General features: G+C 75.0%; 21 protein-coding genes. 10 read left to right on the top strand and 11 right to left on the bottom strand.

Annotated features, from left to right (window positions below):
* The first annotated feature begins 64 nt into the window (after nt 1–64).
* Complete coding sequence (locus ACGBYP_RS18865; protein WP_411586604.1) at nt 65–856, top strand: alpha/beta fold hydrolase; 792 nt, start codon at nt 65–67, stop codon at nt 854–856.
* Nucleotides 853–3,141 (top strand): SpoIIE family protein phosphatase, encoded by a 2,289-nt coding sequence (locus tag ACGBYP_RS18860; protein ID WP_411586602.1) that lies wholly within the window; start codon nt 853–855, stop codon nt 3,139–3,141. Before ACGBYP_RS18865 ends, ACGBYP_RS18860 begins: the two co-directional genes overlap by 4 nt.
* Before the next feature lie 117 nt (nt 3,142–3,258).
* On the opposite strand, the gene ACGBYP_RS18855 is transcribed toward ACGBYP_RS18860, so the two are convergent.
* On the bottom strand, nt 3,259–5,583 hold the full coding sequence (locus ACGBYP_RS18855; RefSeq protein WP_411586600.1) for a HelD family protein: 2,325 nt from the start codon (nt 5,581–5,583) through the stop codon (nt 3,259–3,261).
* A gap of 249 nt (nt 5,584–5,832) precedes the next feature.
* Nucleotides 5,833–6,258, bottom strand: a complete 426-nt coding sequence (locus tag ACGBYP_RS18850) for a DUF1810 domain-containing protein (RefSeq protein ID WP_411586597.1) — start codon at nt 6,256–6,258, stop codon at nt 5,833–5,835.
* A 230-nt stretch (nt 6,259–6,488) separates the two neighbouring features.
* Between ACGBYP_RS18850 and ACGBYP_RS18845 the strand changes: the two genes are divergently transcribed.
* Nucleotides 6,489–9,137, top strand: a complete 2,649-nt coding sequence (locus ACGBYP_RS18845) for an ExeM/NucH family extracellular endonuclease (RefSeq protein ID WP_411586594.1) — start codon at nt 6,489–6,491, stop codon at nt 9,135–9,137.
* A gap of 365 nt (nt 9,138–9,502) precedes the next feature.
* Here the strand turns inward: ACGBYP_RS18845 and ACGBYP_RS18840 are convergent, their stop codons facing one another.
* The 3 genes from ACGBYP_RS18840 to ACGBYP_RS18830 all read right to left on the bottom strand — a co-directional run bounded on the left by ACGBYP_RS18840 (nt 9,503) and on the right by ACGBYP_RS18830 (nt 13,310).
* On the bottom strand, nt 9,503–10,297 hold the full coding sequence (locus tag ACGBYP_RS18840; protein WP_411586591.1) for a DUF6308 family protein: 795 nt from the start codon (nt 10,295–10,297) through the stop codon (nt 9,503–9,505).
* A gap of 51 nt (nt 10,298–10,348) precedes the next feature.
* Nucleotides 10,349–11,389, bottom strand: a complete 1,041-nt coding sequence (locus tag ACGBYP_RS18835; protein ID WP_411586588.1) for a glutathione S-transferase family protein — start codon at nt 11,387–11,389, stop codon at nt 10,349–10,351.
* Between the two features lie 142 nt (nt 11,390–11,531).
* Nucleotides 11,532–13,310 (bottom strand): bifunctional metallophosphatase/5'-nucleotidase, encoded by a 1,779-nt coding sequence (locus tag ACGBYP_RS18830; protein WP_411586585.1) that lies wholly within the window; start codon nt 13,308–13,310, stop codon nt 11,532–11,534.
* A 231-nt stretch (nt 13,311–13,541) separates the two neighbouring features.
* Here ACGBYP_RS18830 and ACGBYP_RS18825 point away from each other — a divergent pair, with 231 nt between their 5' ends.
* Nucleotides 13,542–13,802 carry a hypothetical protein gene (locus ACGBYP_RS18825; protein ID WP_411586583.1) on the top strand — a complete coding sequence of 87 codons (261 nt, stop codon included), beginning with the start codon at nt 13,542–13,544 and terminating at the stop codon, nt 13,800–13,802.
* Here the strand turns inward: ACGBYP_RS18825 and ACGBYP_RS18820 are convergent, their stop codons facing one another.
* Nucleotides 13,803–14,648: a formate/nitrite transporter family protein gene (locus ACGBYP_RS18820; protein ID WP_411586580.1), complete on the bottom strand. Its 846-nt coding sequence runs from the start codon at nt 14,646–14,648 to the stop codon at nt 13,803–13,805.
* Between the two features lie 193 nt (nt 14,649–14,841).
* Between ACGBYP_RS18820 and ACGBYP_RS18815 the strand changes: the two genes are divergently transcribed.
* Complete coding sequence (locus ACGBYP_RS18815) at nt 14,842–15,105, top strand: hypothetical protein (protein WP_411586578.1); 264 nt, start codon at nt 14,842–14,844, stop codon at nt 15,103–15,105.
* An 11-nt stretch (nt 15,106–15,116) separates the two neighbouring features.
* Here the strand turns inward: ACGBYP_RS18815 and ACGBYP_RS18810 are convergent, their stop codons facing one another.
* From ACGBYP_RS18810 to ACGBYP_RS18800, 3 genes are read right to left on the bottom strand one after another with little or no spacing between them, the layout of a single operon-like run.
* Nucleotides 15,117–15,707 carry a helix-turn-helix domain-containing protein gene (locus ACGBYP_RS18810; protein ID WP_411586577.1) on the bottom strand — a complete coding sequence of 197 codons (591 nt, stop codon included), beginning with the start codon at nt 15,705–15,707 and terminating at the stop codon, nt 15,117–15,119.
* A 31-nt stretch (nt 15,708–15,738) separates the two neighbouring features.
* Nucleotides 15,739–17,598: a glycoside hydrolase family 15 protein gene (locus tag ACGBYP_RS18805; protein ID WP_411586576.1), complete on the bottom strand. Its 1,860-nt coding sequence runs from the start codon at nt 17,596–17,598 to the stop codon at nt 15,739–15,741.
* Nucleotides 17,595–18,488 (bottom strand): glucose 1-dehydrogenase, encoded by an 894-nt coding sequence (locus ACGBYP_RS18800; protein WP_411586574.1) that lies wholly within the window; start codon nt 18,486–18,488, stop codon nt 17,595–17,597. Before ACGBYP_RS18800 ends, ACGBYP_RS18805 begins: the two co-directional genes overlap by 4 nt.
* Before the next feature lie 74 nt (nt 18,489–18,562).
* On the opposite strand from ACGBYP_RS18800, the gene ACGBYP_RS18795 reads away from it, so the two are divergent.
* On the top strand, nt 18,563–19,558 hold the full coding sequence (locus ACGBYP_RS18795) for an acetamidase/formamidase family protein (RefSeq protein WP_411586572.1): 996 nt from the start codon (nt 18,563–18,565) through the stop codon (nt 19,556–19,558).
* Nucleotides 19,559–19,579: 21 nt separating this feature from the next.
* Here ACGBYP_RS18795 and ACGBYP_RS18790 read toward each other — a convergent pair whose 3' ends face one another.
* On the bottom strand, nt 19,580–21,175 hold the full coding sequence (locus tag ACGBYP_RS18790; RefSeq protein ID WP_411586569.1) for a protein kinase domain-containing protein: 1,596 nt from the start codon (nt 21,173–21,175) through the stop codon (nt 19,580–19,582).
* Between the two features lie 133 nt (nt 21,176–21,308).
* Between ACGBYP_RS18790 and ACGBYP_RS18785 the strand changes: the two genes are divergently transcribed.
* The 4 genes from ACGBYP_RS18785 (at nt 21,309) to ACGBYP_RS18770 (ending at nt 25,124) form a co-directional block, all read left to right on the top strand.
* Entirely contained in the window at nt 21,309–21,839 is a 531-nt protein-coding gene (locus ACGBYP_RS18785; protein ID WP_411586566.1) for an NUDIX hydrolase family protein, read from the top strand.
* Between the two features lie 80 nt (nt 21,840–21,919).
* Nucleotides 21,920–23,440, top strand: a complete 1,521-nt coding sequence (locus tag ACGBYP_RS18780) for a DUF4407 domain-containing protein (RefSeq protein WP_411586563.1) — start codon at nt 21,920–21,922, stop codon at nt 23,438–23,440.
* 83 nt (nt 23,441–23,523) lie between these two features.
* Entirely contained in the window at nt 23,524–24,087 is a 564-nt protein-coding gene (locus ACGBYP_RS18775) for a sigma-70 family RNA polymerase sigma factor (RefSeq protein ID WP_411586560.1), read from the top strand.
* A gap of 23 nt (nt 24,088–24,110) precedes the next feature.
* Nucleotides 24,111–25,124: an LLM class flavin-dependent oxidoreductase gene (locus ACGBYP_RS18770; RefSeq protein WP_411586557.1), complete on the top strand. Its 1,014-nt coding sequence runs from the start codon at nt 24,111–24,113 to the stop codon at nt 25,122–25,124.
* Between the two features lie 82 nt (nt 25,125–25,206).
* Here the strand turns inward: ACGBYP_RS18770 and ACGBYP_RS18765 are convergent, their stop codons facing one another.
* Entirely contained in the window at nt 25,207–26,460 is a 1,254-nt protein-coding gene (locus tag ACGBYP_RS18765) for an MFS transporter (RefSeq protein WP_411586556.1), read from the bottom strand.
* Between the last annotated feature and the right edge of the window lie 140 nt (nt 26,461–26,600).

The raw sequence follows: 26,600 nt of genomic DNA, 5'->3' as shown, positions 1-26,600 counted from the left end.
GTTCCGGTACCGAAGGGCGCGGCGAGGCTGTGCCGGGGCCGGGCGGATGGGTACGGTGACGCCTGTGAGCGTCCGCACGCGGAACGACGTCCGTGTGAGCGGCGCGCCCGGCGGCCGGCCGATGGTCTTCGCGCACGGCTACGGCTGCGACCAGCACATGTGGCGGTACGTCGCCCCGGGCTTCGAGGTCGACCACCGGGTGGTCACCTTCGACCACGTGGGCTTCGGCAACTCCGACCTGAGCGCGTACGACCCGGTGCGCCACGCGTCGCTGCGGGGTTACGCCGCCGACGTCGTCGAGGTGCTCGCCGAGCTGGAGCTGACCGACGCGGTCTTCGTGGGGCACTCGGTGAGCGCGATGATCGGCGTGCTGGCCCACCAGCAGGCGCGGCAGCACATCGGCGCCATGGTGATGGTCGGCCCCAGCGCCCGGTACGTCGACGACGGCGACTACGTCGGCGGCTTCTCCCGCACCGAGATCCGCGAGCTGCTGGAGAGCCTGGACGCCAACCACCTGGGCTGGTCGGCGACGGTGGCCCCGCAGGTCATGGGCAACCCCGACCGCCCGGAGCTGGCCGCCGAGCTGACCGCCGCCTTCTGCCGCACCGACCCCGACGTCGCCCGGCAGTTCGCGCGCATCTCCTTCCTGTCCGACAACCGCGCCGACCTCGCCTCCGTCGACGTCCCGACCCTGGTGCTGCAGTGCGCCGAGGACGTCATCGCGCCGGTCTCCGCGGGCCGGTACGTGCACGAGCACGTCGCCGGGTCGACCTTCACCCAGCTGCGGGCCACCGGGCACTGCCCGCACCTCAGCTCCCCGGAGGAGACCTCCGCCGCCATCCGGGCCTGGTTGTGACCGATTCCCGGGCGACCGCGCGCCCCACCGCCGGCGACCGCCGGCTGGGCGACGGCGTCCGGGAGGCGCTCGACGAGCTGCTCGACGACGACCCCACCAACCTCTACGAGAACGCCCCCTGCGGGTACGTGTCGATGCTGGCCGACGGCACGATCGTCAAGGTCAACCAGACGCTGTGCAGCTGGCTGGGCCGGCCCCGGGATCAGGTGCTGCGCACCCGGCTGCGCGACCTGCTCAGCATCGGCGGCCAGGTCTTCCACGACGCCCACCTCGAACCGCTGCTGCGGATGCACGGCACGGCGCGCGAGGTCGCGCTCGACGTCGTCCGGGCCGACGGCTCGCTGCTGCCCTGCCTGGTCAACGCGGTGGAGGTGCGCGACCCGCACGACCGGCCGCTGATCGTCCGCGCCACGCTGTTCGAGGCCAGCGCCCGGCGCCGCTACGAGCTCGACCTGCTGGCCGCGCAACGGGCGGCCGAGGTGTCGCAGGTGCGGTCGCGCACCCTGCAGCAGTTCGTCTCCGAGCTGGCCGCCGCGGTCACCACCGAGGACGCCGCGGCCGTCGTCGTGCACCGCAGCCGGCGGGCGGTCGAGGCCACCGGCGCCGCGCTGTGGCTCGTGGCCCCGGACGCCCGCCGTCCCGACACCGGGGAGCCGGTGACGGTGCTGAGCGCCGCGGAGAACGTGCCGGCCGCGCTGCTGTCCGCGCTCGACGCCACCTCGCCCGGCCGTGTCGGGCTGGTGCTCAGCTCCGGCGTGCGCACCGTGCCGGTGACCGAGGCGCTGCACGCTGCGTGGCCGGACCTGGCGGCGGCCGCGGACGCGGCCCGGGTCACCGACCTCGTCGTCGTCCCGGTGACCGCCGACGGCTCGCACCTGGGCGCGCTGCTGCTCACCCTCGGCGAGGAGGAGGACGGCGACCTGATCAGCCTGGTCGAGCCGGTCGCGCACCGGTCGCTGCCCACCGCCGACGTCGAGCTGCTGTGCACCCTGGGCCGGCAGGCCGGGCAGGCGCTGGAGCGGGCCCGGCTGCACGAGGAGACCGCCCGCCAGGCGGAGCGGTCGGGCTTCCTGCTCGACGCGGCCCGGATGCTGGCCCGCGCGGCCGGGGTGGGGGAGACCGTCGAGCGCCTGGCGGAGATGGTGGTGCCACGGCTGGCCGACCTGTGCGTGCTGGACCTGGTCGGCGAGCACGGCCTGGCCCGGGTCGTGGCCCGGCACGGCGACCCGCAGCGCCAGCCCTTCGTCGACGCGCTGCGCGCCTGGGCGCCGCCGCACCGTGACCTGCCCGCCCCGGCCCGGACGGCGCTGGCCGAGGGCCGCACCCGCTGGTTCACCGCCATCGACGAGGCGGAGCTGGCCGCGATGGCGCGCAGCCCCGAGGAGGTCGCCGCCGCCCGCGCCCTGGAGCTGATCAGCCTGGTCGCCGTCCCGCTGGTCGCCGAGGGCCGGTCGCTGGGCGTGATGACGCTGGCGGTCGACCGGCGCCGGCGCCCGTTCACCGCCGCCGACGTCGAGCTGGCCGAGCAGCTGGGTCTGCAGGTCGCGCTGATGATGGCCAAGGCCCAGCGCTTCGAGCTCGAGGCCCGCACCTCGCACACCCTGCAGGCGACGCTGCTGCCGCCGGCCCCACCCGCGGTGCCCGGCATCACGGTGGCCGTGCGGTACCTGGCGGCGACCTCCGGGGTGGAGATCGGCGGCGACTTCTACGACGTCGCCCCGCTGCCCGGCGCGCACGTGGCGATCGCGGTCGGCGACGTGGTCGGGCACGACATCACCGCCGCGGCCACGATGGGCCAGCTGCGCAGCGTCTACCGGGCGCTGCTGGTCGAGGCCCCGCCGCCGGCCGCCGTCATCGACCGGCTGCAGGCGAGCTGGCCGCTGCTGGGCCTGCAGCGGATGGCCACCGCCCTGTTCGCCACCCTGGACCTGGCCACCGGGGTGCTGCGGGTGGCCTCGGCCGGGCACCCGCCGCCGCTGCTCATCGCCGACGGCCGGGCGGGCTTCCTGCCGGTGGTGCCCAGCCGGATGCTCGGCGCGCCGCCGGCGCCGGCGGTGCAGTGGAGCGGCGTCGTCCCGCCCGGGGGCACGCTGGTGCTGTTCACCGACGGCCTGGTCGAGAGCCGGGCCAGCGACATCGACGCCGGCCTGGAGCGGCTGCGCGCGGCGGCCGGCCGGGCGGCGGCCAGCGACCCCGACGAGCTGTGCGACCGGCTGCTCGCCGACCTCGCCGGCACCCACCGCGCCGACGACATCGCCCTCCTCGCCCTCACCCGCGACGGCTGAGAGCCGGCGCGCGGCGAGTGTGCGCCCAGCTCCGCCGTCGTGCGGTGATGGCGGCCTCGACGCCCGGGAGGCAGCCATCGGCGCACGATGACGGGTGGACGCCGCCCGGCCGCCGCCTCAGGCCGGGACGAGGGTGGAGAGCTCCTCGGGCAGCTCGCCGGGGTGGACCACGGCCAGCCGCTGGGTGGAGCGGGTGAGCGCCACGTAGAGGTCGCTGTACCCGCGCACCCCCTCGCTGAGCACCGCGCACGGGTCGACCAGCACCACCGAGTCGAACTCCAGGCCCTTGGCCTCAGCGGGCACCAGCACCACCGGCGCCCGCCGGGAGTCGGCGTCGGCGCCGGCCTGCGCGTCGGGCAGCTGCGCCCGGACGGCGTCCAGGGTGGCGGCCAGCCGGCTCGGCGGCACGATGACCGCGACCGTCCCGCCCAGCCCGGCGAGCTCGGCGGCGACCTCGGCCACCCGGCCGGGCAGCTCGGCCTCGGCGGCCTTCTCCTCGGTGGGCGGGACGCCGGTGCTGCGCACGGACCGCGGGGCGGAGGTCTGCGCGCCGCCGGCCGCCAGGACGGCGGCGGCGACGTCCATGATCTCCGTGGGCGTCCGGTAGTTCACGGTCAGCTCGGCCAGCCGCCAGTGCGCGTCGCCGACCGAGGGCCGCAGCGCCTCGCCCCAGGCCTGCGCGCCGGCCAGGCTGCCGGTCTGGGCCAGGTCGCCGACGACGGTCATCGACCGGGTGGGGCAGCGGCGCACCAGCAGCCGCCAGGTCATCGCCGACAGCTCCTGCGCCTCGTCGACGACCACGTGCCCGAAGGTCCAGGTGCGGTCGGCGGCGGCGCGCTCGGCGGTCGTGCGGTAGTCGACCTCGGCGTTGCGGGCGGCCAGCGACGCGGCGTCCAGCAGGTCGCCGGCGGTGAGCTCCTCGCCCTCCTCGTCGTCCTCGAGGTCGGTGGAGCGGGAGCCGTGCAGCATGTCGAGGGTGTCCTGCGCCTCGGCCCGCTCCCGGCGCAGCCGGCGGGCCTCGGCGGCCCGCTCGGCGCTGTCGTCGTAGCCGAGCAGCTCGTCGGCCTCCTCCAGCAGCGGCACGTCGGCCGGGGTCCAGGGGGAGCCGGCCGGGCGCAGCAGCAGCGCCCGGTCTTCCTCAGTCCAGTTCTTCGTCGCCCGCTTCAGCCGGTCGGCCGAGGAGAGCAGGTCGCCGACCAGCTCCTCGGGGGTGAGCTTCGGCCACAGCTCGTCGACCAGCCGGCGGACGGCGGGGTCGGAGGCGATCTCGGCGCGCAGCGCGTCGACGTCCCGGCGGTCGAGCAGGGTGTCCCCGCCCCGCACGTCGGCGCCGATCCGGCCCACGTACCGCTCGGTGACCAGGTCGGCCACGGCGCGGGCGAAGGCCGGGCGGCCCAGGTTGTGCTGCCGGGAGGCCCGGCGCCCGGCGGTGCGGGCCCGGGTCAGGTCGGCCGGGCGCAGCGAGATGCGCACCCCGTCGATCACCAGCTCCCGGACGCCGCGGCCCAGCGTCTGCCGGTCGCGGACGGCGGCGGTGAGGACGTCGACCATCTGCAGCCGGCCCTTGACCTCCGCGGTCTGCGGCGACTCGGTGCCGCGGGCGTCCAGGCCCGGGCGCAGCTGTCCCAGGCCCGCGAGCAGCACCCCGGTCTCGCCGAGGGACGGCAGCACGTCGGCGATGTAGGACAGGAACGTGGGCGTGGGGCCGACGACGAGCAGGCCGCTGCGGCCCAGCCGCTCGCGGTGCGTGTAGAGCAGGTAGGCCGCGCGGTGCAGCGCCACCGCCGTCTTGCCGGTGCCCGGGCCGCCCTGGACGACGAGCACCCCGCGGGCGTCGCTGCGGATGATCGCGTCCTGCTCGGCCTGGATGGTGGCGACGATGTCGGTCATCCGGCCGGTGCGCTCGGCGGTCAGCGCGGCCATCAGCGCCGCCTCGCCGGTGAGCGCCGGGCCGTCGCCGGCGGTGGCGGCGTCGATGCTGAGCACCTCGTCGTTCACCGCGACGACCGTGCGCCCGCGGGTGCGCACGTGCCGGCGGCGCACGACGCCCTCGGGGCGGAACGGGGTGGCCGTGTAGAACGGCCGGGACGCCGGCGCGCGCCAGTCGACGAGCGCGGGGTCGCCGGCCGGGTCGTCGGCGGGCAGGCCGACGCGGCCGATGTAGAGCGGCGCGGGCTGCTCCTCGCGGTCGAGCCGGCCGATCACCAGCCCGTGCTCGGCGGCGTCCAGGGCGGTGATCCGCTGGGTCTGGAAGCTGGCCGCGGCCTCCCGCTCGCCGAGAGCCTGGGGGTTGATCGCGGGCATCGCCAGCGCCTGCTTGAACCGGTGGACGGCGTGCTCGCGGTTGGCGTCCAGCCGGCGGTACAGGTCGGTGACGGCGGCCTGCTCGGCGGCGAGCTCCGGGTCCGAGGCGGGGTCGGTGCCGGAGGAGGGGCTCGACAAGTCCTGCAACTCCTACGCGTGAGGGTCCGGCGAGCCGTGATCGGCGACCGCCCATCCTGCCACCGGCCGGTCCTCGCCCGGCGTCCGGTCGCCGGGGACAGCGCGCCCGGACGACGGGGCGCGGGTCGAGCCGGTCCACCGGACGTCGAGCCGCGCCGTGGCCCGGCCCCACACCCGGTGGCGCGGCTGGACCCGGGCCGGCGGCGGTGGCTGCCCGTCCGGTTGCCACTCGACCCGGCCGGGCGCCGGTCAGAGCCGGGACGTCGTCGCGTCGTCCTCGGCGCCGGCGCAGTACTGGTCGAGCACGGCGCGGAACACCGGCTCCCCGGGCGCGGCGTGCGCGAACAGCGTCATCGACGAGCGCAGCTTCTGCGCGTCGATGCCGCCGAGCACGGCGACCGGGTCGGTGGTGTCCAGCGCGGTCAGCGCGCGGGCGCACTCCAGCAGGCGGGGGCCGAGCACCGGGTGCGCCAGGTACGCCCGCGCCTCGGCGAGGTCGCGGACCGCGTAGCGCTGCGCCGTCTCGCTGCGGCCCAGCCCGGCGAGCTGGGGGAACACGAACCACATCCAGTGGCTGCGCTTGTGCCCGGCGCGCAGTTCGGCGAGGGCGGTGTCGTAGGTCCCGCCGGCGTCCTGGGCGTGCACGAAGCGGGTCAGGTCGGGGGCGTCGGTCACCTCTCCCGCGTGCCCAGGACCGGTGGCCGGCAACCGGTCGACGGTCCTCGGCGCACCGGGACCGGTCGACCCGTTGCGCGACGGCGTGACCGAACCGAGACTGGTCGCAACACTCCGTGTTCGACCTGCGACGTCATGTGGTGGTCACCTGGGACGGGTCTCCCGTTCACAGGTGCTGCCTACGTTCGGCCCGCTCCACCCCGCCCCTGCCCCCTTCGTGAGGACACCTCGTGCTCCTGCCCCCTGGCAGCCCCCGCACCACCGTCCGGCGGATCACCTTCGCCGCCGCGGCCGCGGCCGTCACCGTCGTGACCGTGCCGGCCGTGGCCTCCGCCGCGCCGCCCACGACCCCGTTCCTGTCCGAGTTCCACTACGACAACGGCGGCACCGACGCCGGCGAGTTCGTCGAGGTCCAGATCCCGGCCGGCACCAGCTCGGCCGGCCTGTCCGTCGTCCTCTACAACGGCGGCAACGGCGCGGTGTACGACACCGACGCCCTCCCGGTGGTCACCGCCCCCGCGGACGCCCCGGCCGTCGCCGTCGTCGACTACCCGGCCAACGGGGTCCAGAACGGTGCCCCGGACGCGATCGCGCTGGTCCGCGGCACCGAGGTGCTGGAGTTCCTCTCCTACGAGGGCACCATGACCGCCACCGGTGGTCCGGCCGCCGGCCTGACCAGCACCGACGTCGGCGTCAGCGAGGCCGGCACCGAGGACGCCGGCCAGTCGCTGTCGCGCACGGCGACCGACGACGGGCTGTCCGCCTGGTCCGGCCCCGCCGCCGCCACCCGCGGCACGGTGAACACCGCCGCGCCGGGCCCGGTCGAGCCCCCGCCGGCGTCCGGGGACGTCTGCGACGTCCCGGTGACGAACGAGATCGGCGACGTCCAGGGCACCGGCGCCGCCACCCCGCTGGCCGGCTCCACGGTCACCGTCGAGGGCGTCGTCGTCGGCGACGTCCCGGGGCTCTCCGGCTTCTACCTGCAGGACGCCGGAGACGGCGACCCCGCCACCTCGGACGGCGTCTTCGTCTTCTCCGCGGTCGCGGTCGACCTCGGCGACACCGTCGCCGTGACCGGTGTGCCCGAGGAGTACTTCGGTCAGACCCAGATCCGCGCCGAGGCGAACGTCGGCGTCTGCGCCGACGGCACCGTCGCCGACCTGCCCGCGGCCGCGCCGCTGGACCTGCCCGCCGACGACGCCGCCCGCGAGCGGCTCGAGGGCATGCGCGTCGCACCCGCCGACGAGCTCACCGTGAGCGAGGTCTTCGACCTCACCACCTACGGCGAGCTGACCCTGTCCGCGGGCGGCCTGCTGGTGCAGCCGACCGAGCTGGCCCGCCCCGGTGCGGGTGCCGACGCCATCGCCGCCGAGAACGCCCGGCGCAGCATCACCCTCGACGACGCCCAGAGCAGCCGGGTCACGGTGACCACGGCTCCCTACCTGACCCCGACCACCCCGGTGCGGGTCGGTGACGAGCTGTCCTTCACCGAGCCGCTGGTGCTGGGCTGGGGCTTCGACGCCTGGCGCCTGCAGCCGGCCGACGGGACCGCGGACGGCGTCTTCGCGCCCCAGGACACGCGCCCGGCCACCCCGGACGCGGTCGGCGGCGACGTCCAGGTGGGCGCGTTCAACGTGCTCAACTACTTCCTCACCATCGGCGGCGTCGGCCGCGGGGCCACCAGCCCGGCCGAGCTGGAGGAGCAGGCCGGCAAGATCGTGCCCGCGATCAACGCCCTCGACGGCGACGTGGTCACCCTGATGGAGATCGAGGACACCGACTCCACCGGGCTCACCCCGGGCAACGCCGACACCGCGGTGGCCGACCTGGTGCGCCGGCTGAACGCCGACGCCGGCGCGGAGAAGTGGGCCTTCGTGCCGTTCCCGCAGGAGCTGTACGCGGTCGACCGCGACGTCATCCGCAACGCGATCATCTACCAGCCCGCCGTCGTGACGCCGGTCGGTGCGTCGGTCGGCCTGGTCGACGAGACCGTGTGGTCGAACGCCCGCGAGCCCATCGCGCAGACGTTCACGAAGGACGGCGACGCGTTCACCGTGGTCGCCAACCACTTCAAGTCCAAGGGCGGCACGGGCACCGGCGACAACGCCGACACCGGCCAGGGGTCGTTCAACGGCGACCGCGTGCGGCAGGCGGCGTCGCTGGCGGCCTTCACCGACCGGCTGCGCACCGAGACCGGCGACGCCGACGTCGTGCTGCTGGGCGACTTCAACGCCTACACCCAGGAGGACCCGATCGAGGCCCTGCGCGCCGCGGGCCTCGTCGACCTGGGCGAGCGGTTCGACGCCGGCCGCTACAGCTACGTGTTCGACGCGCTGTCCGGCTCGCTGGACCACGCGCTGGCCACCGCCGAGCTGACGGCGAAGGTCACCGACGTCACGCACTGGAACATCAACTCGGTCGAGTCGTTCGCCTACCAGTACACCGGCGACCCGGAGCTGTACGCGGCCGACCCGTACCGCTCCAGCGACCACGACCCGCTGCTGCTCGGCATCGACCTGGCGGAGGTCGTGACCCCGACCCCGACGCCGGAGCCCACGCTGTGCCAGGGCCTCGTCCCGACCATCGTGGGCACCGAGGGCGACGACGTCCTGCGGGGCACCAACGGCCGTGACGTGGTCATGGGCCTGGGCGGCAACGACACCATCACCGGCGGCAACGGCGACGACGTCCTCTGCGGCGGTGCCGGCAACGACACGATCACCGGTGGCAACGGCGACGACGTGCTGCTCGGCGGTGCCGGCGACGACACCCTGCGCGGCGAGAACGGCAGCGACACCCTGATCGGCGGCGCCGGCACCGACGTCCTCGACCAGGGCCGGGGCAAGGGCCGCGAGGAGCAGGCAGGCGCCGACTCCTGACCTGACCGCACCGCTGACGGCGGCGTCCCGCACCCGCGGGGCGCCGCCGTCCGTGCGTCCCGGGCAGGACGGGCGGCCGCGCCTCCCACGACCGGCCCGAGCCGACCGGGATCGTGGTGCGCGCCGCGGCGCGGGTTCCTCGACCACCTGACGGCAGGCGGTGGCTGCTCGGCGGCCGGGGTGCGGAGGGCCGCCCGCCCCCGAGAGTGGCGGCCCTCCGCGGTCCGTCGGCCCCGCGGGGCCGTGCACAGCGCCGCGTGCAGGTGGGTGTCCGGGCAAGAGCCTGCGGGTCCGCTGAGCGGTCCGCATCCCGAGCCGGCTCCCCGCGCCCGTCCTGGGCGCCGGGTCGACCGGCCCGAGCCCCGCTAAAGGCCGGTCACGCCGGCGCTCGACCACTCCTCGGTCTGCTGCCCGAGGGCGACGGCGGTGGGCAGCCGCAGCGTGCCGGCCAGCCAGACGAGCAGGTCGTGCAGCCGCAGCCGGGTGAGCGGGGCGGCCGGCAGCAGCGCGGCGACGGCGCGCTCCAGCGCGGCGAAGGCCGCGGCGTTGGCCCGCAGCTCCCGGTGCACGACCGCGGCCACCCCGCTGTCGCCCTCGCGCAGGTGCGGCACGGTCTGCAGCCACGTCGCCCGGGTCAGCAGCGGCACCAGCTCCGGACGGCGGTGGTGCAGCGCGGCCAGCACGTAGCGGGGCTGCGGCTCGGGCAGCTCGCCCAGGGCCCGCAACGAGGCGCCCACGGTGCCCGGCTCGCCCAGCACCGACAGCTCGTCGTCGGGAAGCTCCCAGAACGCCCGCCCGTCCGCGCGGGCGGCCAGCGCGTCGGCCGCCGGCTGCGCCTCGTCGAGGGCGCGGCGCACCGCCGTCCAGCCCTCGGGGTCCAGCCGGCCGTGCAGCCCCTCGGCGACCAGCACGTCGTCGTCGCCGAGCGGGCCGGGAGCTGCCGGCCGGGCGTCGAAGCGGTCGTAGCCGAAGGCCGGCACCTGCACCCACCGGCCGTCGCGCTCGTTGGGGGAGCGGTACCGCAGCGGGCGTCGTCCGCGGGCGTACCCGAGCACCGCCGCCAGCGCCGTCGGCCCGGTCAGCGGGTCGGGCCCGGCGCTGGGCAGCTCGAGGACCTGCCGGACGCCGTTCAGCGGCAGCGTGCTCACCCGCACGGTCATGCCCGCCAGCATGCGCCCGACACCCCCGTGGTGGGGGTGCCGGGCGGCTGGTCAGCGGTGGCCGATGCCGCCGGGGCCGTGCTCGGCGGGGACCTCCTCGCCGGCCGCGACCGGCCCGGGCGGGGTGCCGTCGCCGAACGGGCTGCCGCCCAGCTCCTCGCGGCCGTGCGGGGTCAGCCAGTTCGACGTGTCCGGCCCCAGCGGGATCACCTGCGTCGGGTTGATGTCGGCGTGCACCACGTAGTAGTGCTCCTTGATCTGCGGGAAGTCGGTGGTGTCACCGAACCCCGGGGTCTGGAACAGGTCGCGGGCGTAGCCCCACAGCGCCGGCATCTCGGTCAGCTTCTGCCGGTTGGCCTTGAAGTGGCCGTGGTAGACCGCGTCGAAGCGGGCCAGCGTGGTGAACAGCCGGACGTCGGCCTCGGTGATGGTCTCGCCCATCAGGTAGCGCATGTCGGTGAGCCGGTCCTCCAGCCAGTCCATCGCCGTCCAGAGCCGCTCGTAGGCGCGGTCGTAGGCCTTCTGCGAACCGGCGAAGCCGCAGCGGTACACCCCGTTGTTGACCTCGGTGTAGACCCGCTTCATCACCTCGTCCATCTCGTCCCGCAGGTGCTCGGGGTACAGGTCCGGGGCGCCCTCGCGGTGGAACTGCGTCCACTGGGTGGAGAAGTCCAGCGTCATCTGCATGAAGTCGTTGGTGACGACGGCCTTGGTGGGCAGGTCGACCATCGCGGGCACGGTGATGCCCCGCGGGTACTCGGGGTCGCGGGCGAGGAACGCCTCCTGCAGCCGCTCGTAGCCCAGCACCGGGTCGCGCCCGTCGGGGTCGAGGTCGAAGGTCCAGCTGCGCGCGTCGTGCGTGGGGCCGCAGATGCCCATCGAGATGGCCTGCTCGAGCCCCAGCAGCCGCCGGACGATCGCCGCGCGGTTGGCCCACGGGCACGCGCGGGCGATGACCAGCCGGTAGCGGCCGGCCTCGACCGGCCAGCCGCTGGAGCCGTCGGCGGTGATGCGGTCGGTGATGTAGTTCGCGTCGCGCTGGTACTCCTTGCCGGGTTCGACGTAGCCACTGCCGCTCTGCGTGGTGCTCATGCCCCCAGCGTCGCCGACGTCGGCCCGCCGCGCGCGTCCGGCCCCCCGCCGACCCGACTCCACCCGTGCCCGGGACGCCACCGGCCCCGCTCCCCGGCGACGGGGTCGCGGGGAACGGGGCCGGCAGGGAGCAGGGGGTGAGTCAGACGGCGCGGATCCGGCCCTCGCCGCCGACCGGGTAGTCGGCCGCGGTGACCCGGCCGCCGAGGTCGACGGTCAGGTACGTCTGCAGCGCCTGCTGGTAGGTCACCGGCAGGACGGAGAAGGCGACGCCGTCGAAGGGGTAGCCGTCACCGCCGCGCAGGGTGAAGTCGTTGGTCGCCACCGAGATGGTGCTCAGCGCGCCGGTGGGCACGCCGTTCGTGACCAGCTTGGTGCCGTCGTCCAGCGTCAGGTCCACGATCCGCGAGCCGACCGGCTGCGCCGCGCGGTAGGTGACCCGGTAGCCCGCGACCTGCGCGAAGCCGCCGTCCGGGGTGAGGCCCCGCTCGACGCCGGCGAGGAACTGGGAGACCGGCATGGCCGGGGCGACGGCGACGAAGTTGGCGAACGGCAGCACCGTGTAGGTGTCCAGCGCGCTCAGCGGCCCGGCCGGCAGCACGCTGGCGTTGCGGATGCCGCCACCGTTCTGGATGGCCACCACCGGCGGGGTCACCCCGGCGGCCGCGGCCTCCCGCCGGCCGGCGGCCAGCAGCGAGTCGGCGACCAGGTCGCCGAGGTTGGTCTCCCGGCCGCGGACGTCGTTGCGCAGGCCGTTCAGCGGCACCTCGCTCGTGGCGACCACCTGCTCCGCCAGGGACGAGACGTACTCCTGGACCGGCTCCACCACCTGGGCGTTCACCGCGGCGTCGGGCGCGACGGCGTCCGGGCCCTGGGCGGCGACCGGGATCGGCCGCGACGCCGCGTCGTCGACGCTGGTCACGACGCCCTTCGCGTCGAAGTTGACGACCAGCCGGCCGACGTAGGTGTAGGTGGCCGCGGTGGTGACCACCGGGACGACCTTGCCGTCGGCGTCGGTCGGGGTGAGCGGGTACGTGCCGGCGGGGGTCACGCCGTTGGGCACCAGGGGGTCGCCGGCGTCCGCGAGCAGCTCGTGGCCGCCGCCACCGACGATGACGTCGACGCCGCGCAGCTGCCCGGCGAGGGCGACCTCGTTGTCGATGTCCTGCAGGTGCGAGACGAGCACGACCTTGTCGACGCCCGCCGCGGCGTAGGCGGCGGCCTGGGCGTTGGCGATCCGGGCCAGGGCCGGGTCGACCGTCACGCCGCGCGAGCTGGTGAGCCGGGGGAGCTCCGGGGTGGTCAGGCCGATGATGCCGATCCGCTCGCCCTTGACCTTCTCGACGTGGGTGCTGACGATCGTGCCGTCCTGCACCTGGGCGAGCAGCGCGGGCTCGGCGGCGAAGCCGAGGTTCCCGGACACGACGGTGGTCCCGGACCCGATGTCCTCGAGCCAGCGGGCCAGGTAGTCGGGGTTCTGGTCGAAGTCGTGGTTGCCGAGGATCGACACGTCGAAGCCGGCCGCGGTGAAGGCGGTGGCGTCGAGGACCGGCTGCGCCGCGTCCGTGCCGCTGGCGGCCAGCTGCGCGCCGGGCAGGAAGTTGTCGCCGGCGGAGATGGTCAGCACGCCGCGCTTGCCGGCCTGGCCGGCGCCCGGCTTGCCGGTCACCGCAGCCGCCTGCTGCTGCTGGACCAGCTCGACGAACCGGTCGGCGCCGCCGTAGGTGCCGCCGTCGGTGCCGGTGATCGGCAGCAGCGCGGACTCCAGGTCGTTGGCGTGCAGGATCGTCAGGGTGAAGTCCACCTTGGATGCCGCGGCCTGGGGGGCTGCGGAGGCGGTGCCGGCCAGCAGGCCGGTGGTGAGCGTCGTGGAGGCGAGCGTCAGGACGACGGCGCTGCGGCGCAGGGAGCGGGAGGTCATGTCTCTCCGGGGTCGGGAGGGTGGGCCGGACGGCACGTTGCCACAGCTCGGCGGCCTGGCCGACGTGTCCCTCGTCACGCCACTGCGTCGTCGTCACGTCACATCGAGTCAGTGCGCTGTTCACCCGGGCGGCCCATGCTGCGCGGTGGTCGGCACTTTCCCGGTGACCTCCGTGCCCGGGCCCGAGCCGCGCGTCCCGGGCGGGGACCAGCGGATGGGTACTGTTCCCGAGTGGCGAACGGACCTGTACGACCGCCCTGGCTCGGCAACTGGGGCGTGCAGCTGCTCGGCATCGGCCTGGCGCTCTACAACGCCGTCCAGCTCGTCCTGCACGTGGTCGACGGCGACTACGGCTCGGCGTTCCTGAGCTTCGCCTACACCGTCGTCTTCGGGTACGTGGCGCTGGAGTCGTGGCGCACCCGCCAGGACCTGGCCGCCCGGCGCGCCGAGGAGGGGTCGGCGCCGACCGACGGGCCGGCGCCGACCGACTGATCAGGCGCGCTCGGCGTCGGGTGCGTTGACGGCCGCGGCGTCGGGGGCGTCCTTCAGGAACAGGTACCAGTACGTGGTGGCCACGAAGACCACCGCGCCCACGAGGTTGCCCGCCCCGGCCAGCAGCCAGTTCAGCAGCGTCTCGCCCCAGGTGATGTCCGGGACGCCGGCGAAGATGGCCGCCGGCAGGAAGAACATGTTGGCCACGACGTGGTCGAAGCCCATGGCCACGAACGCCATGATCGGGAAGAAGATCACGATGACCTTCCCGGCGACGTTCTTGGTGGCCACCGACATCCAGACGGCCAGGCAGACCAGCCAGTTGCAGCCCATGCCGCGCAGGAACGTCTGCCACGGCGACTCGTTCAGCGCCTTGCCCTGGGCGATCCCGGCCAGCCGGTCGTAGACCAGCCCGGCCGTGCCCGCGGTGTTGGCGCCGCCGATCACCCCGGTCTGCACGGCGAGGAAGAAGGCGACGAAGAGCGCGCCGATCAGGTTGCCGATGAGCACCAGGACGAGGTTGCGGGCGACCGACCCCAGGCCGATCTTGCGGTTCATCGCCGCCAGCGGCACGAACATCATGTTGCCGGTGGCCAGGTCGGAGCCGGCGATGAGCACAAGCACCAGGCCGAGGGTGAAGGCGCCGCCGAGGAACAGCGTCGGCAGCGTGCCCCAGGTCGCGGGGTCCAGGCCCGCGGAGACGGTCATCGCCACCAGGCCGCCGAAGGCGATGTAGGCACCGGCCAGGAAGGAGCTGACCAGCACCCGGTCCCAGCTGCGGTGGACCTTCTTCGCCCCGGTCTCGGCAGCCGCCTGGGCCATCTCCTGCGGTTCGCGGTCGGTCATGTGCTTCTCCCGGGCTCGGGGTCCTCGGCCGCCTCGGTCTCGGCTGCCCCGACCAGCCTCGCCCCCGGCGCGTCGTCCCGCTCGTTGGAGGGTGCAACCAAGTGTCGCGGGGCTGGCGCAGCAGCGGCCGGGACGGGAGGCTCACCGGCATGGACCTGAGCGTGGGTGTGCGGCGAAGTACCTGGTCGTCCTGGTGCTGGTCGCGGTCGTGCTGTTCGTCGCGGTGCGCCGCGTGGGGGCCCCGGCGAAGCCCGCGGAGGAGGCCCGGCCGGTCCGCCGGTCGTCCGGTGACGGCGGAGCGCCGATCGGCTGGGGTGGCGACGGCGGTACGTCCTACGACAACGGGCCCGGCCACGGCCACGGCCACGCGAGCGGTTCCGACGGCGGGGCCGGGGGCTCGGACGGCGGCTCCGGTGGCGGCGACGGTGGTGGCGGTGGGGGAGGCGGCGGCGACTGAGCGCCGCCCGGTCAGTCGGCGGCGCGGGCCGCGGGTCGGGCGGGCACGTGCATCCGCTCGCCCTGCGGCCCGAACAGCGCCAGCAGCTCCACCGGCGTCGGGCCGGGGTTGCTGAGCAGGTGCGGCACGTGGGTGTCGAACTCGACGACCTCGCCCGGGGTGAGCACCAGCTGCTGGCTGCCCAGGTGGAGCACGAAGCGGCCGTTGAGCACGTAGATCCACTCGTACCCTTCGTGCGTGCGCAGTTCGAGGTCGCCGGAGGGCACGCCCGGCGGGATCACCATCTTGTAGGCCTGCAGCCCGCCGGGGCGCCGGGTCAGCGGCAGCATCGTCATGCCGTTGCGCTCGATCGGCTTCGGGTGCACCCGCGGGTCGGTCGAGGGCGGCTCGTCGAGGAGCGAGTCCAGCGGCACCTGCAGCGCACGGGTGAGCGGCAGCAGCAGCTCCAGGGTGGCGCGGCGCTGCCCGGACTCCAGCCGGGACAGCGTGCTGATCGAGATGCCGGTGGTCTCCGACAGCTGGGTCAGGGTGGTGTCCCGCTGCAGCCGGGCGGCCCGCAACCGCGGACCGACCGACTGCAGGACGGCGTCGACGTCGCTCATCGGTTCATTGCCACATCGGCAAGGCCGATTGTCAAGCGACCGCGGACTCCATCGCCTCGGAGACGGTGATCGCGGCGTTGACCAGCGCCAGGTGCGACAGCGCCTGCGGCAGGTTGCCCAGCAGGTCGCCGGTCGCCGGGTCGAGCATCTCGGTCAGCAGCCCCACGTCGTTCGCGGTGCCCATCAGCTCGTCCATCAGTGCCCGGGCCTCGGCGACCCGACCGCACAGCGTCAGCGCCGACACCATCCAGAACGAGCAGGCCACGAACGTGCCCTCCTCCTCGGCGGCGCCGCTGAACCGGTAGAGGTGCGGGCCGGCGCCCAGCTCCGCGCGCAGCGCGTCCAGCGTGCGGCTCATCCGGTCGCCGCGGTCGAAGCCGCTGATCGCGTGCAGCACGATCGAGGCGTCCAGCTGGTCGCTGCCGGGGTACCAGAGATAGGCGCCGCGCTCCTCGGACCAGCAGTTGTCCTCGACCCAGCGGCGGATCCGCTCGGCCTCGCTGCGCCACCGGGAGTCGTCGCCGGGCACGTGGCCGCCCTCGGCGAGCTCGACGGCCTTGGTCAGCGCCATCCACGCCCCGAGCTTGGAGGTCGTGTAGTGCCGGAGCTCGGGCAGCTCCCACATGCCGGAGTCCTTGCTCTGCCACCGGTCGCAGGTCAGGTCGGCGATCTCGGCCAGCAGCCGCCCGGTGTGCGCGTCGAGCACGTTCCCGTTGGCCGTGTAGAGCGAGACGATGGAGAACAGGTCGCCGAAGACGCCCAGCTGCAGCTGCCCGGCGGCGTTGTTGCCCACGGCGACCGGCGTGCTGCCCCGCCAGCCCGGCACGTCGCGGAACTCCGCCTCGGGCACCAGGCCGCCGTCCAGGGCGTAGACGACCTGCGGCTCCGGGCCGTGCTCGCGGATCGTGCCCAGCAGCCAGCTGATCGCCCCGTGCGTCTCCTCGCGCAGCCCGAACCGGAACAGCGCGGTCAGCGCGTACGCCGAGTCGCGCACCCAGGCGTAGCGGTAGTCCCAGTTCTTGCTCGTGGTCAGGCTCTCGGGCAGCCCGGCGGTGGCCGCGGCGACCATCGACCCGCTCGAGGCGTGGATGAGCAGCTTGAGGGTGAGGGCGCTGCGCCGGACGGCGGTGTCCCAGGGGCCGTCCCAGTCGAAGGCGCGCATCCACGCCGCCCAGTTGGCGATGGTGCGGTCGACGCCGGCGTCGATGGCCTCGGCCGGCGGCAGGAACAGCGGCTCGCGCTCGGTGGCGACCACGGCCAGCAGGTGCCGGGAGTCGGGTGAGGTGGTGAACGTGGCGTCGATCCGGCGGTCGCCGGCGGTGACGTCGTCGGCGTCCAGGGTGCGGACGGCGAGCGTCACCCCGTCGACGCGCAGCACCGGACCCTGCGACGTCCGGTGGACCCACGGTGAGACGGTGTTCAGAGCCGTGCCCGGCCGGACGGCGGCGCGCATCGCCACGACGCCGTCCAGGCCCTCGACCCGGCGGGCGAGCTCCGACCACGGCAGCCGGCCGGCGATGCCGCTGTTGAGGGAGTCGGTGACCCGCACCCGGCCCGACGCGGTGGTGAACGTCGTCGTCAGCACGTTGGTGTGCTCGACGTACTCGCGCTCGACGGTGAAGTCCTCCGCCGGGCACAGCTCGATGCAGCCGCCGCTCTCGGCGTCCAGCAGTGCACCGAACACCGGCGGGGCGTCCATCTCCGGCAGCGGCAGCCAGTCGATCCGGCCGTCGCGCGCGATGAGGGCGATGGTCCGGCCGTCGCCGATCGCGGCGTAGGAGCGCAGGTCGGCGTAGCCGTCGGCGTCCCGCTCCTCGACCGAGCCGGACCCGGCGCCGTCGGCACCCCAGTGCAGGGTGGGACGGCGCCGGGGGAGGTCCGTCGGGCTCACGGGGTGGGCATCCCACCGTTGACGTTGAGGGTCTCGCCGGTGACGTAGCTGGACTCCGGCGAGGCGAGGAACACGTACACCGGGCCGAGCTCGGCCGGCTGGCCGGCGCGGCCCATCGGGGTCTCCTGACCGAACTCCGGCAGTGCCTCGGTGGGCTGGCCGCCGGTGGCCTGCAGCGGCGTCCAGAACGGGCCGGGGGCCACCACGTTGACCCGGATGCCCTTGGGCGCCAGCTGCTGGGCCAGCGCCTTGCTCATCGTGTTGATCGCGGCCTTGGTGGTCGCGTAGTCGACCAGGCCGGGGGAGGGCTGGTAGGCCTGGATCGAGCTGGTGTTGATGATCGTCGCGCCGGCCGGCAGGTGCGGCAGCGCCTCCTGCACGATCCAGAACAGCGCGTAGACGTTGGTCTTGAACGTCGCGTCGAACTGCTCGGTGGTGACGTCAGCGAGGTCGTCGACGTAGGTCTGCTTGCCCGCGACGTTGGCGACGATGTCGATGCCGCCGAGGGCGTCGAGGGTCTTGTGCACCAGCGCGCGGGCGGCGGACTCGTCGGAGATGTCGGCCGGGGCGAGCACGGCCTTCTGCCCGGCCTCCTCGATCAGCGCGGCGACCTCCTCGGCGTCGGTCTGCTCGCTGGGCAGGTAGTTCAGGACGACGTCGGCGCCCTCGCGGGCGAAGGCGATCGCGGCCGCGCGGCCGATGCCGGAGTCCGCGCCGGTGACCAGGGCCTTGCGCCCGGTGAGCCGCCCGGTGCCCCGGTAGCTCTGCTCGCCGTGGTCGGCCTTCGGCCCGAGCTCGGCGTCCAGGCCCGGCGCCTCCTGGTGCTCCTCGGGGAAGCCCTCGGTGCGGTACTGGGTGGTCGGGTCGGTGAACGTGTACTGGTCGGCCATGCACCCGGCGTGCCCCACCCGGCCGCGCGTCACACACCGGGCGCCGGAGCGGCCCGGCCTGGTCTGATGTCGGGGTGCTGCGCCACGACCCCGATCCCCAGGCCGACCCCGCCACGCTCGTCTACGCCTTCGGCGGCGCCGAGCCGGTGCTGCAGCTGCGCCCCGGCGACGTCGTGGGCACCTGGACCCGGGACTGCTTCGCCGGCCGGGTGGGCTCGACCGCCGACCTGGTCAGCGAGGTCTGCGACCCGCGGTACCTGAACCCGCAGACCGGGCCGTTCTTCGTCGAGGGCGCCGAGCCCGGCGACACCCTGGCCGTGCACTTCCTGAGCATCGAGCCGCGCGAGGCCCGCGGCTTCAGCTCCACGGTGCCCTTCTTCGGGGCGCTCACCGCCACCCCCGGGACGGCGATGCTGCACCCGGCGCTGCCCGAGCGCACCTGGGTCTACGAGCTCGACCGCGCCGAGCGGCTGGTGCGGTACGCCGCCCTGGACTCCGCGTTCACCGTCGACCTGCCGCTGGACCCGATGCACGGCACGGTCGGGGTGGCGCCGCCGCTGGGCGAGGTGCGCTCCTCGCTGACCCCGGGCAGCTGGGGCGGCAACATGGACACCCCGGAGATGCGGGCGGGCACCACCTGCTACCTGGGCGTCAACGTCCCCGGCGCGCTGCTGAGCCTGGGCGACGGGCACGCCCGCCAGGGCGAGGGCGAGACCTGCGGCGTGGCGGTGGAGTGCGCGATGGACACCGTCTTCACCGTCGACCTGGTCAAGGGCTCCCCGACGCCGTGGCCGCGGCTGGAGGACGACACGTACCTGATGAGCACCGGCTCGGCCCGCCCGCTCGAGGACGCCTTCCGGATCGCCCACACCGAGCTCGTCCGCTGGACGGCGGAGCTGCTCGACCTCTCCGAGCTCGACGCCTACCAGCTGGTGTCCCAGGCCGCGCTGACCCCGGTCGCCAACGTGGTCGACACGAACTACACGGTCGTGGCGAAGCTGCCCAAGTACCTGCTCGGCGGCGCGGTGGCCATGGGCGGGGCGCACGGCCGGCTGCGGCGCGCCGGCTGACCGGCCGGCGCGGCCGCCGCGTCAGCCGTTGCCGCGGCCCCGGTCCTTGTCGTCCTTGCCGTTGCCCTCGCCGTTGCCGCCACCCTCGTTCTCGTCCGGCTCGTTCTCGTCGGGTTCGTCCCCGTTCGTCTCGCTGGGGGACGCGGTCGGGGACGGGGTGGCCGACGGCGGAGGCGCCGGGGGTGCGACGGCGTAGACGACCGTCACCGTGGCGCCCGGCTCCAGCTGTCCGGTGGGCTGGAGGTCGACGACCGTCCCCACGGCCTCGGCCGGGTTCGGGCGCTCCTGCCGGACCACGGTGAGCCCGAGGCCGACCAGGTCGCGCTCGACCTCGTCGACGGAGCGTCCCAGGTGGTCGCGGGCGTCGACGGCGACCGTGCTCGGGGTCGGCGCGGCCGGGGTGGCGCTCGGGCTGGGCCGGGCGCTCGTCGTGGCCGTCGCGGACGGGGTGACCGAGGGCGCCGCCGACGAGGTGGACGACGGGGTGGCCGTGGTGCCCTCGCCGGACCGGTTCGTCAGCGCGACGGCGCCGAGCACGATCGCGGCGACGGCCAGCAGCGCCACCAGCGGGACGAGCCAGCGTCGGCGGCGGCGCGGCTCGGGCTGCTCCGGCGCGGCGCCGGCCCGGACGGGGGGCAGGGTGCGGGTGGTGGGGGGCGGCGTCGCCCCGGCAGCAGCGGCACCGGCCACCGCGGCGACTGCCACGGTGCGGTCCGCCGCGTCGTCGCGGTAGGCGGGCAGCACCGCCGTCCGTGCGCCGTCGGTGGCGGCGCGGCCACCGCGCACGGCGTCGACGGCGTCGACGGCGTCCCGGAAGGCGGCGCCGTCGCGGAACCGGCGGGCCGGGTCCTTGGCCATGGCGGTCTCGATGAGCTGCCGCACCGGGGCCGGCACGTCGCCGGGCAGCGGCGCCGGGGTGTCGTGGATCTGCGCCATGAGCACCTGCACGGAGCTCTCGCCGTCGAAGGCGCGCTGCCCGGACAGGCACTCGTAACCGACCAGGCCCAGGGCGTAGACGTCGCTGGCCGGGGTGGCGCGGGCGCCCTCGGCCTGCTCGGGGGAGAGGTAGCTCGCGGTGCCGATGACCTGGCCGACCTGGGTGAGCTGCTGGCTGGCGGCGCTGACGGCCACCCCGAAGTCGGTGACCTTGACGGTGCCGTCGTCGGCGAGCAGCAGGTTGCCCGGCTTCACGTCGCGGTGGACGACGCCGGCGGCGTGCGCGGCACCGAGCCCGGCGGCGCTCTGCCGCAGGACGTCGAGCGTGCGCTCGGGGCTCAGCCGGCGGTCGCGGTGCAGGACCGTCGACAGCGACTCACCGCGCACCAGCTCCATGACCAGGTAGGCCAGGTGCTCGCTGCGCGGGTCGGCGGCGGGCACCTCGCCGTAGTCGAACAGCGTGGCGATGTTGGGGTGCACCAGACCCGCGGCGAGCTGCGCCTCGGACCGGAAGCGGGCCAGGAAGGTGGGGTCGCCGGTGAACTCGCTGCGCAGCACCTTGACCGCGACGTCGCGGGCCAGCACGTTGTCCCGGCCCTGCCACACCTGGCCCATGCCACCGGTCGCGATGAGCCCGGTCAGCTCGTAGCGGCCCCCGAGGAGCCGGCCGTTCGGTTCCATGCCGTTCCTCTCACCGCACGTACCTCCATGAGACCAGCAGCCCGCACGGACGTCGACAGGGGGAGGGCCGTCGTCGCCCAGGTCACCCCCGGCTCCGGCTGACCGTGGGCCGTGCATCGGCTAGACAGTGCACATGACCGAGGTGACGAACTCCGACACTGGCTGGCTCTCCCGGGAGGAGATGGACTCCGCGCGCGAGCGGCTGCCGATCCTCTACGTCGACGCCGTCCCGGTCCGCGTGGACGACCACGGCGTGGTGACCGCGGTCGGGCTGCTGCTGCGCATCGGCGGCGACGGCCAGGTCAAGCGGGCCCTGGTGTCCGGTCGCGTGCTCTACCACGAGCGCGTCCGCTCGGCCCTGCTGCGCAACCTGGAGAAGGACCTCGGCCCGCTGGCGCTGCCGCGGGTCCCGGCGGCCCCGCAGCCGTTCACGATCGCCGAGTACTTCCCGACCCCCGGGGTCACGCCGTTCCACGACCCGCGTCAGCACGCGGTGTCGCTGGCCTACGTCGTCCCGGTCGAGGGCGACTGCGCGCCGCAGCAGGACGCCCTCGAGCTCACCTGGTTCTCGCCCGAGGACGCCCGCAAGCCCGAGGTGCTCGCCGAGCTGGCCAACGGGCAGGGCACGTTGCTGCTCCAGGCGCTCGCCCACCTCGGCGTCTGACCTCACAGCCACCGGGGGTACCGGTGGGGCGGCGGGCGACCGATAGCGGTTCTGCACTGAACCGAGAGGACGTCGTCTGCATGAAGGTCCGCAATCGCACCACCGGTGACCGGCTGGCCGTGCTCGCCGGTGCCCGGCTCGACGTGCTCCAGGTCGCCTCGGGAGCCCGCGCCAAGTTCGTCGCCCTGGGTGGCGTGCTGGTGAGCACGGGCGCGCTGGCGGCGCTGTCCACGGCGTTCGCGCTGCACATGGCGCTGGGCGTCTGGTGGCCGGTGGCCGCGGTGATCGGCCTCGGCTGGGGCGTGGTCATCGTCAATCTGGACCGGATGCTGCTGGTCGGGATGGCGCACGACTCCTCCTGGCTGCGCAATGCCCTGATGGCCGTGCCGCGCATCGGGCTCGCCGTCCTGCTGGGCACGGTCATCTCCACCCCGCTGACGCTGCAGGTGTTCAGCAAGGAGATCGACACCACGATCGTGACGCTGCAGGCCGAGGCCGCCGAGCGGTTCACCGACGAGCTGGCCGCCGACGCCCGCTACGCGCCGATCCCGGAGCTCGAGCAGCGCATCGCCGAGGAGCAGGCCGTGCTCGCCGGCGGTGGCGTGGCCGACCCGGACGCCGACCCGCGCGTCTCCGGTGCACAGGCCGAGCGGGACGCCAAGCAGGCCACCTACGACGCCGAGGCGCGGACGTACGCCGACCTGCAGGCCAAGGCGCAGTGCGAGCTCGACGGCACCTGTGGCTCCGGCGACGTCGGTCAGGGGGCGGCCTACTTCGGCGCCGCCGCCGCGGCCGCCGCGCAGGCCGACGTCCGGGACGCCGCCCGGGCCGAGCTGGACACCGCCGAGCGGGCGCTGCAGGAGACCCGGGACGCCGCGCAGGCCGACGCCGTCAGCGCCGGTGCCCGCAACCTGGCGATGGCCCAGGCCGCGCTGGCCACCGACACCGCCGAGCTGCAGCGGCTGACCGCGGCCAAGGTCGCCGAGCAGGCCGCCTTCGACGCCGAGAACGCGCAGAGCGACGGGCTGCTGGCCCGCCTGGAGGCGATGGACCGGCTGGCCGAGGACCGCCCGGCGGCCGGCACCGCGCACCTGATGCTGTTCCTGCTCTTCCTGTCGGTCGAGCTGCTGCCGGTGCTGATGAAGGTGATGCTCAACTTCTCCGAGCCCACCGCCTACGACCGGCTCGAGGTGCTCCGCGACGAGGAGGACGTCGCCGCGGAGGAGATCCGCCGCAACGGCCGGCAGCGCGCGCAGCAGGCCCGGGCCGACCTCGTGGTCGCGGCCGAGACCGACCGGATGGCCCGGGAGATCCTGGACCGGGAGATCGCCGCCCGCGAGGAGGCCGAGCGGGCCGCCGAGCGCCGGGCCCGCCGCCGCGAGGCCCGCAGCCTGCGCCGGGTGCTGGGCCGGCTGGTCGGCGGCTCGCGTCCGGCGGAGTCCGCCGAGCGCGTCTCCCCGCTGGAGCCGACCCTGGACACCGGTGAGCTCGAGGCGATGATGACCGCCCCGTCCGCCGTCCGGATGTTCGGCACCACGGCCTCCCGCCCGCCGGTCCCGGCGCCTCGCGCCGCCGACGCCGGCGTGCTGGCCGACAACTGAGCCCGACTCCTCGTGAGGACTCCCCGTCGCCCGATCGGGTGACGGGGAGTTTGCGCGACCAGGTTGTGCGCCATTCATCTCCTGTGACGTCACTCGCCGGTCCAGACCAGGGCCGCACCGCAGACGGGTCCCTCGCGGACCTGCTCGACCGCTGGACCGGCCCGGCCCTGGGCCTGGCACGCCGGATCGTCGCCGACGACCGGATCGCCGAGGACGTCGTCCAGGAGGCGTTCGTCGCCTACTGGCGCAACCCGGCGGCCTTCGCCTCCGCGCGCGGGTCGTTCGGCTCGTGGTTCCTCGCGCTGGTGCACCACAAGGCGGTGGACGCCGTCCGGCACGAGGCGTCCCTGCGCCGGCGCACCGACGCCGACGCCGAGGACCGCGCCCGCACCGACGAGCTCGGGTCGCCCGACATCGCCGAGGTGGTCGCCGACCGGATGGGCGACGCGCGGGTCCGCCGGGCACTGGACGCGCTGCCGGCGGCCCAGCGCGAGGCGCTCGTGCTCGCCTACTGGGGCGGGTACACCCAGCGCGAGATCGCCGCGCGCACCGGCGCCCCGCTGGGCACCGTGAAGACCCGGATGCTCGCCGGGATGGACCGGCTCCAGCAGGTCCTGGACGGCGGGGTCCTCACCACCGCGGGCTGAGGAGCACCCTGCATGATCGCGGCATGCCTGCCTCCGGTGTGCCGCTGCAGAAGCTCGGGTTCCTGACCATCGGGCTGTTCGACGACACCGACCCGCGCGCCGGCCACGAGACGACGCTGCGGGTCATCGAGCTGGGCGAGCAGCTGGGTTTCGACAGCGCCTGGCTGCGCGACCGCCACCTGCAGTACGGCATCAGCTCACCGGTCGCCGTCCTGGCCGCGGCCACGCAGCGCACCTCGCGGATCGAGCTGGGCACCGCGGTGATCCCGCTGGCCTGGGAGAACCCGCTGCGGCTGGCCGAGGACCTCGCGACGGTCGACGTCCTCTCCGGTGGGCGGCTCCACCCCGGCGTCTCGGTCGGCCCGCCGATGCACTGGGACGACGTGAAGGCCGCGCTGTACCCCGACACCGCCGACGTCGAGGACTTCTCCTACGAGCGGGTCGCCCGGCTGATGCGGTTCATCGACGGCGCTCCGGCGTCGAGCTTCCGGGGCAAGGAGGGCGTGGTCGAGGAGTGGTCCGACCGCGTGCAGCCGCACGCCGCGGGCCTGCGGTCACGCCTCTGGTACGGCGGGGCGTCGCTGCGCTCGGCGCAGTGGGCGGGGGAGAACGGGCTGAACTTCCTCACCTCCAGCGTGGTCAAGGCCGAGGTGACCGAGGACTTCGCCACCGAGCAGGCCGGCCAGGTGCAGGCGTTCCGGGCGGCCCACCCGGCCGGGCGGGTGTCGCAGGGCCTGGTGGTCATCCCCACCGACTCGGCGACGCCGGAGCAGCGGGCGAAGTACGAGGCCTACGCCGCCGAGCGCACGCCGCGCACCCGCTCGCCCCAGGGCCCCGGCCGGCTGATGTTCGCCGCCGACCTGGTGGGCACCGCGGAGCAGATCGCCGAGCAGCTGTACGCCCACGCCGGCTTCCGCGAGGTCGAGGAGGTCGTGTTCGCGCTGCCGTTCAGCTTCGAGGCCGACGACTACGTGCAGATCCTCACCGACATCGCCGGCGAGCTCGGCCCGGCGCTGGGCTGGACCCCCACCGCCTGACCTGCTCCTGGAGGGGCCAAAATCGCGATCTTGGCCCCTCCGTCGAGGGCGGCTGCGATTCGGGCGCTCCGGGGACGAGGGGTCAGGCGGGGAGCAGATCCGCCTCGGGACGGCGGACGGCAGGGCGCGGCGTCGCGGCGACGTGGGCGAGCGCTGCGGCGACCACGAGGGCGGCGGCGAGCGCGGGCAGCGCGAGGGCGGTCGCGGCGCCCAGGGAGTCGGTGACCAGGCCGGTGACGGCCGAGGCCACGGCCTGACCGACCACCACGGCCGAGCCGAGCATCGTCATGGTCGTCGCCGAGCGGCCCGCCGGGCTCAGCCGGGCGCCGAGGCCGTACAGGGTGACCAGCGTCGGGCCGATGCCGCAGCCGAGCACGGCCAGCGCGACCACCAGCGCCGGCACCGACCGCGCGGTCGCGAACAGGACGGCGGCGGCCAGCAGCAGCGAGCCGAAGCCGAGCCAGCGGGCGGGCAGCGGGAACCGCTCCGGCAGCGCCGCGGTGCCCAGCGCGAGCACGGCCGAGCCGATGCCCATCACGCCGTAGAGCAGCCCGGCCCGGTCGCCGTCGCCGTCGGCGGCCAGGAACCCGGTGAGCGAGGTCAGCGTCGCGCCGAAGAACAGGCCGACGCCGAGCGTGCCCACGACCACGGTGAGCAGCGGGAACCGCAGCAGCTCCCCGGCGGGCGCCTGCGCCGCGGCCGTGTGCGCCGTCCCGGGCTCCAGCCGGCCGGAGGGGTGCAGCGCGAACCAGGTGACGAACACCAGCGTCAGGACCGCGGCGGCGGCGACGGCCAGCCAGGGGGCGATCGCGGTGGCGAGCAGCCCGACCAGGAACGGGCCGACGACGAACACGGTCTCGTCGGCGGCCGACTCGTAGGCCATCGTCCCGTCGAGCAGCTTCTCGCGCCGGTCCGGGGCCACCGACCGGCGGATCAGCCCGACCAGCCGGGTGCGCGACATCGGGCTGATCTGGGGTGCGGAGACGCCGATCAGCACCGACAGCGCCAGCAGCACCGGGTCGGCCGCCGCGCTGGCGACCACGAACGGGAACGCGCCCAGCAGGGCGGCGTTGACCAGCCCCACCGGCACGAGCACCCGGCGCTGGCCGAGCCGGTCGACGGCCGCGCCCAGCAGCGGGCCGGCCAGCGCGGTGCCCAGGCCCGCGGCGGCGGAGTTGAGCCCGCCGAGGGTGAGCGAGCCGCGCTCGGCGACGACCAGGGTGAGCACCCCGACGGTCATCATCGCGAACGGCAGCCGGGCGATGAAGGCGAGCGGGAAGTAGGAGAGACCCGCGGAACGGACGAGCGCGTTGCCGGGTCGGCGCGTGTGGAACATGACCTCTGCGTGGGGGGATCAGGCGTGCCGCCTTGGTCCACCGGCGGAGCCGGCACAGCAGGTAGATGCACACGTTCTGTTCGGGTGTAACGCGATCGTAACCGGAGCGGTCCCGGGCGGCAGCCCGACTCACCCGCCCG

The sequence above is a fragment of the Modestobacter sp. SSW1-42 genome (assembly GCF_046635825.1).
Lineage (GTDB): Bacteria > Actinomycetota > Actinomycetes > Mycobacteriales > Geodermatophilaceae > Modestobacter.
The sequence above is the reverse complement of the archived record's forward strand: the minus strand, read 5'-3'. Positions and strand labels throughout refer to the sequence as shown.

What these genes read in the sequence shown, in the direction of transcription:
- ACGBYP_RS18840 (WP_411586591.1), bottom strand. Translation starts at nt 10,297, where the DNA reads ATGACCGTGCGGGTGAGCACGCTGCCGCTGAACGGCGTCCGGCAGGTC.
- ACGBYP_RS18835 (WP_411586588.1), bottom strand. Translation starts at nt 11,389, where the DNA reads ATGAGCACCACGCAGAGCGGCAGTGGCTACGTCGAACCCGGCAAGGAG.
- ACGBYP_RS18830 (WP_411586585.1), bottom strand. Translation starts at nt 13,310, where the DNA reads ATGACCTCCCGCTCCCTGCGCCGCAGCGCCGTCGTCCTGACGCTCGCC.
- ACGBYP_RS18820 (WP_411586580.1), bottom strand. Translation starts at nt 14,648, where the DNA reads ATGACCGACCGCGAACCGCAGGAGATGGCCCAGGCGGCTGCCGAGACC.
- ACGBYP_RS18810 (WP_411586577.1), bottom strand. Translation starts at nt 15,707, where the DNA reads ATGAGCGACGTCGACGCCGTCCTGCAGTCGGTCGGTCCGCGGTTGCGG.
- ACGBYP_RS18800 (WP_411586574.1), bottom strand. Translation starts at nt 18,488, where the DNA reads ATGGCCGACCAGTACACGTTCACCGACCCGACCACCCAGTACCGCACC.
- ACGBYP_RS18790 (WP_411586569.1), bottom strand. Translation starts at nt 21,175, where the DNA reads ATGGAACCGAACGGCCGGCTCCTCGGGGGCCGCTACGAGCTGACCGGG.
- ACGBYP_RS18785 (WP_411586566.1), top strand. Translation starts at nt 21,309, where the DNA reads ATGACCGAGGTGACGAACTCCGACACTGGCTGGCTCTCCCGGGAGGAG.
- ACGBYP_RS18780 (WP_411586563.1), top strand. Translation starts at nt 21,920, where the DNA reads ATGAAGGTCCGCAATCGCACCACCGGTGACCGGCTGGCCGTGCTCGCC.
- ACGBYP_RS18770 (WP_411586557.1), top strand. Translation starts at nt 24,111, where the DNA reads ATGCCTGCCTCCGGTGTGCCGCTGCAGAAGCTCGGGTTCCTGACCATC.
- ACGBYP_RS18765 (WP_411586556.1), bottom strand. Translation starts at nt 26,460, where the DNA reads ATGTTCCACACGCGCCGACCCGGCAACGCGCTCGTCCGTTCCGCGGGT.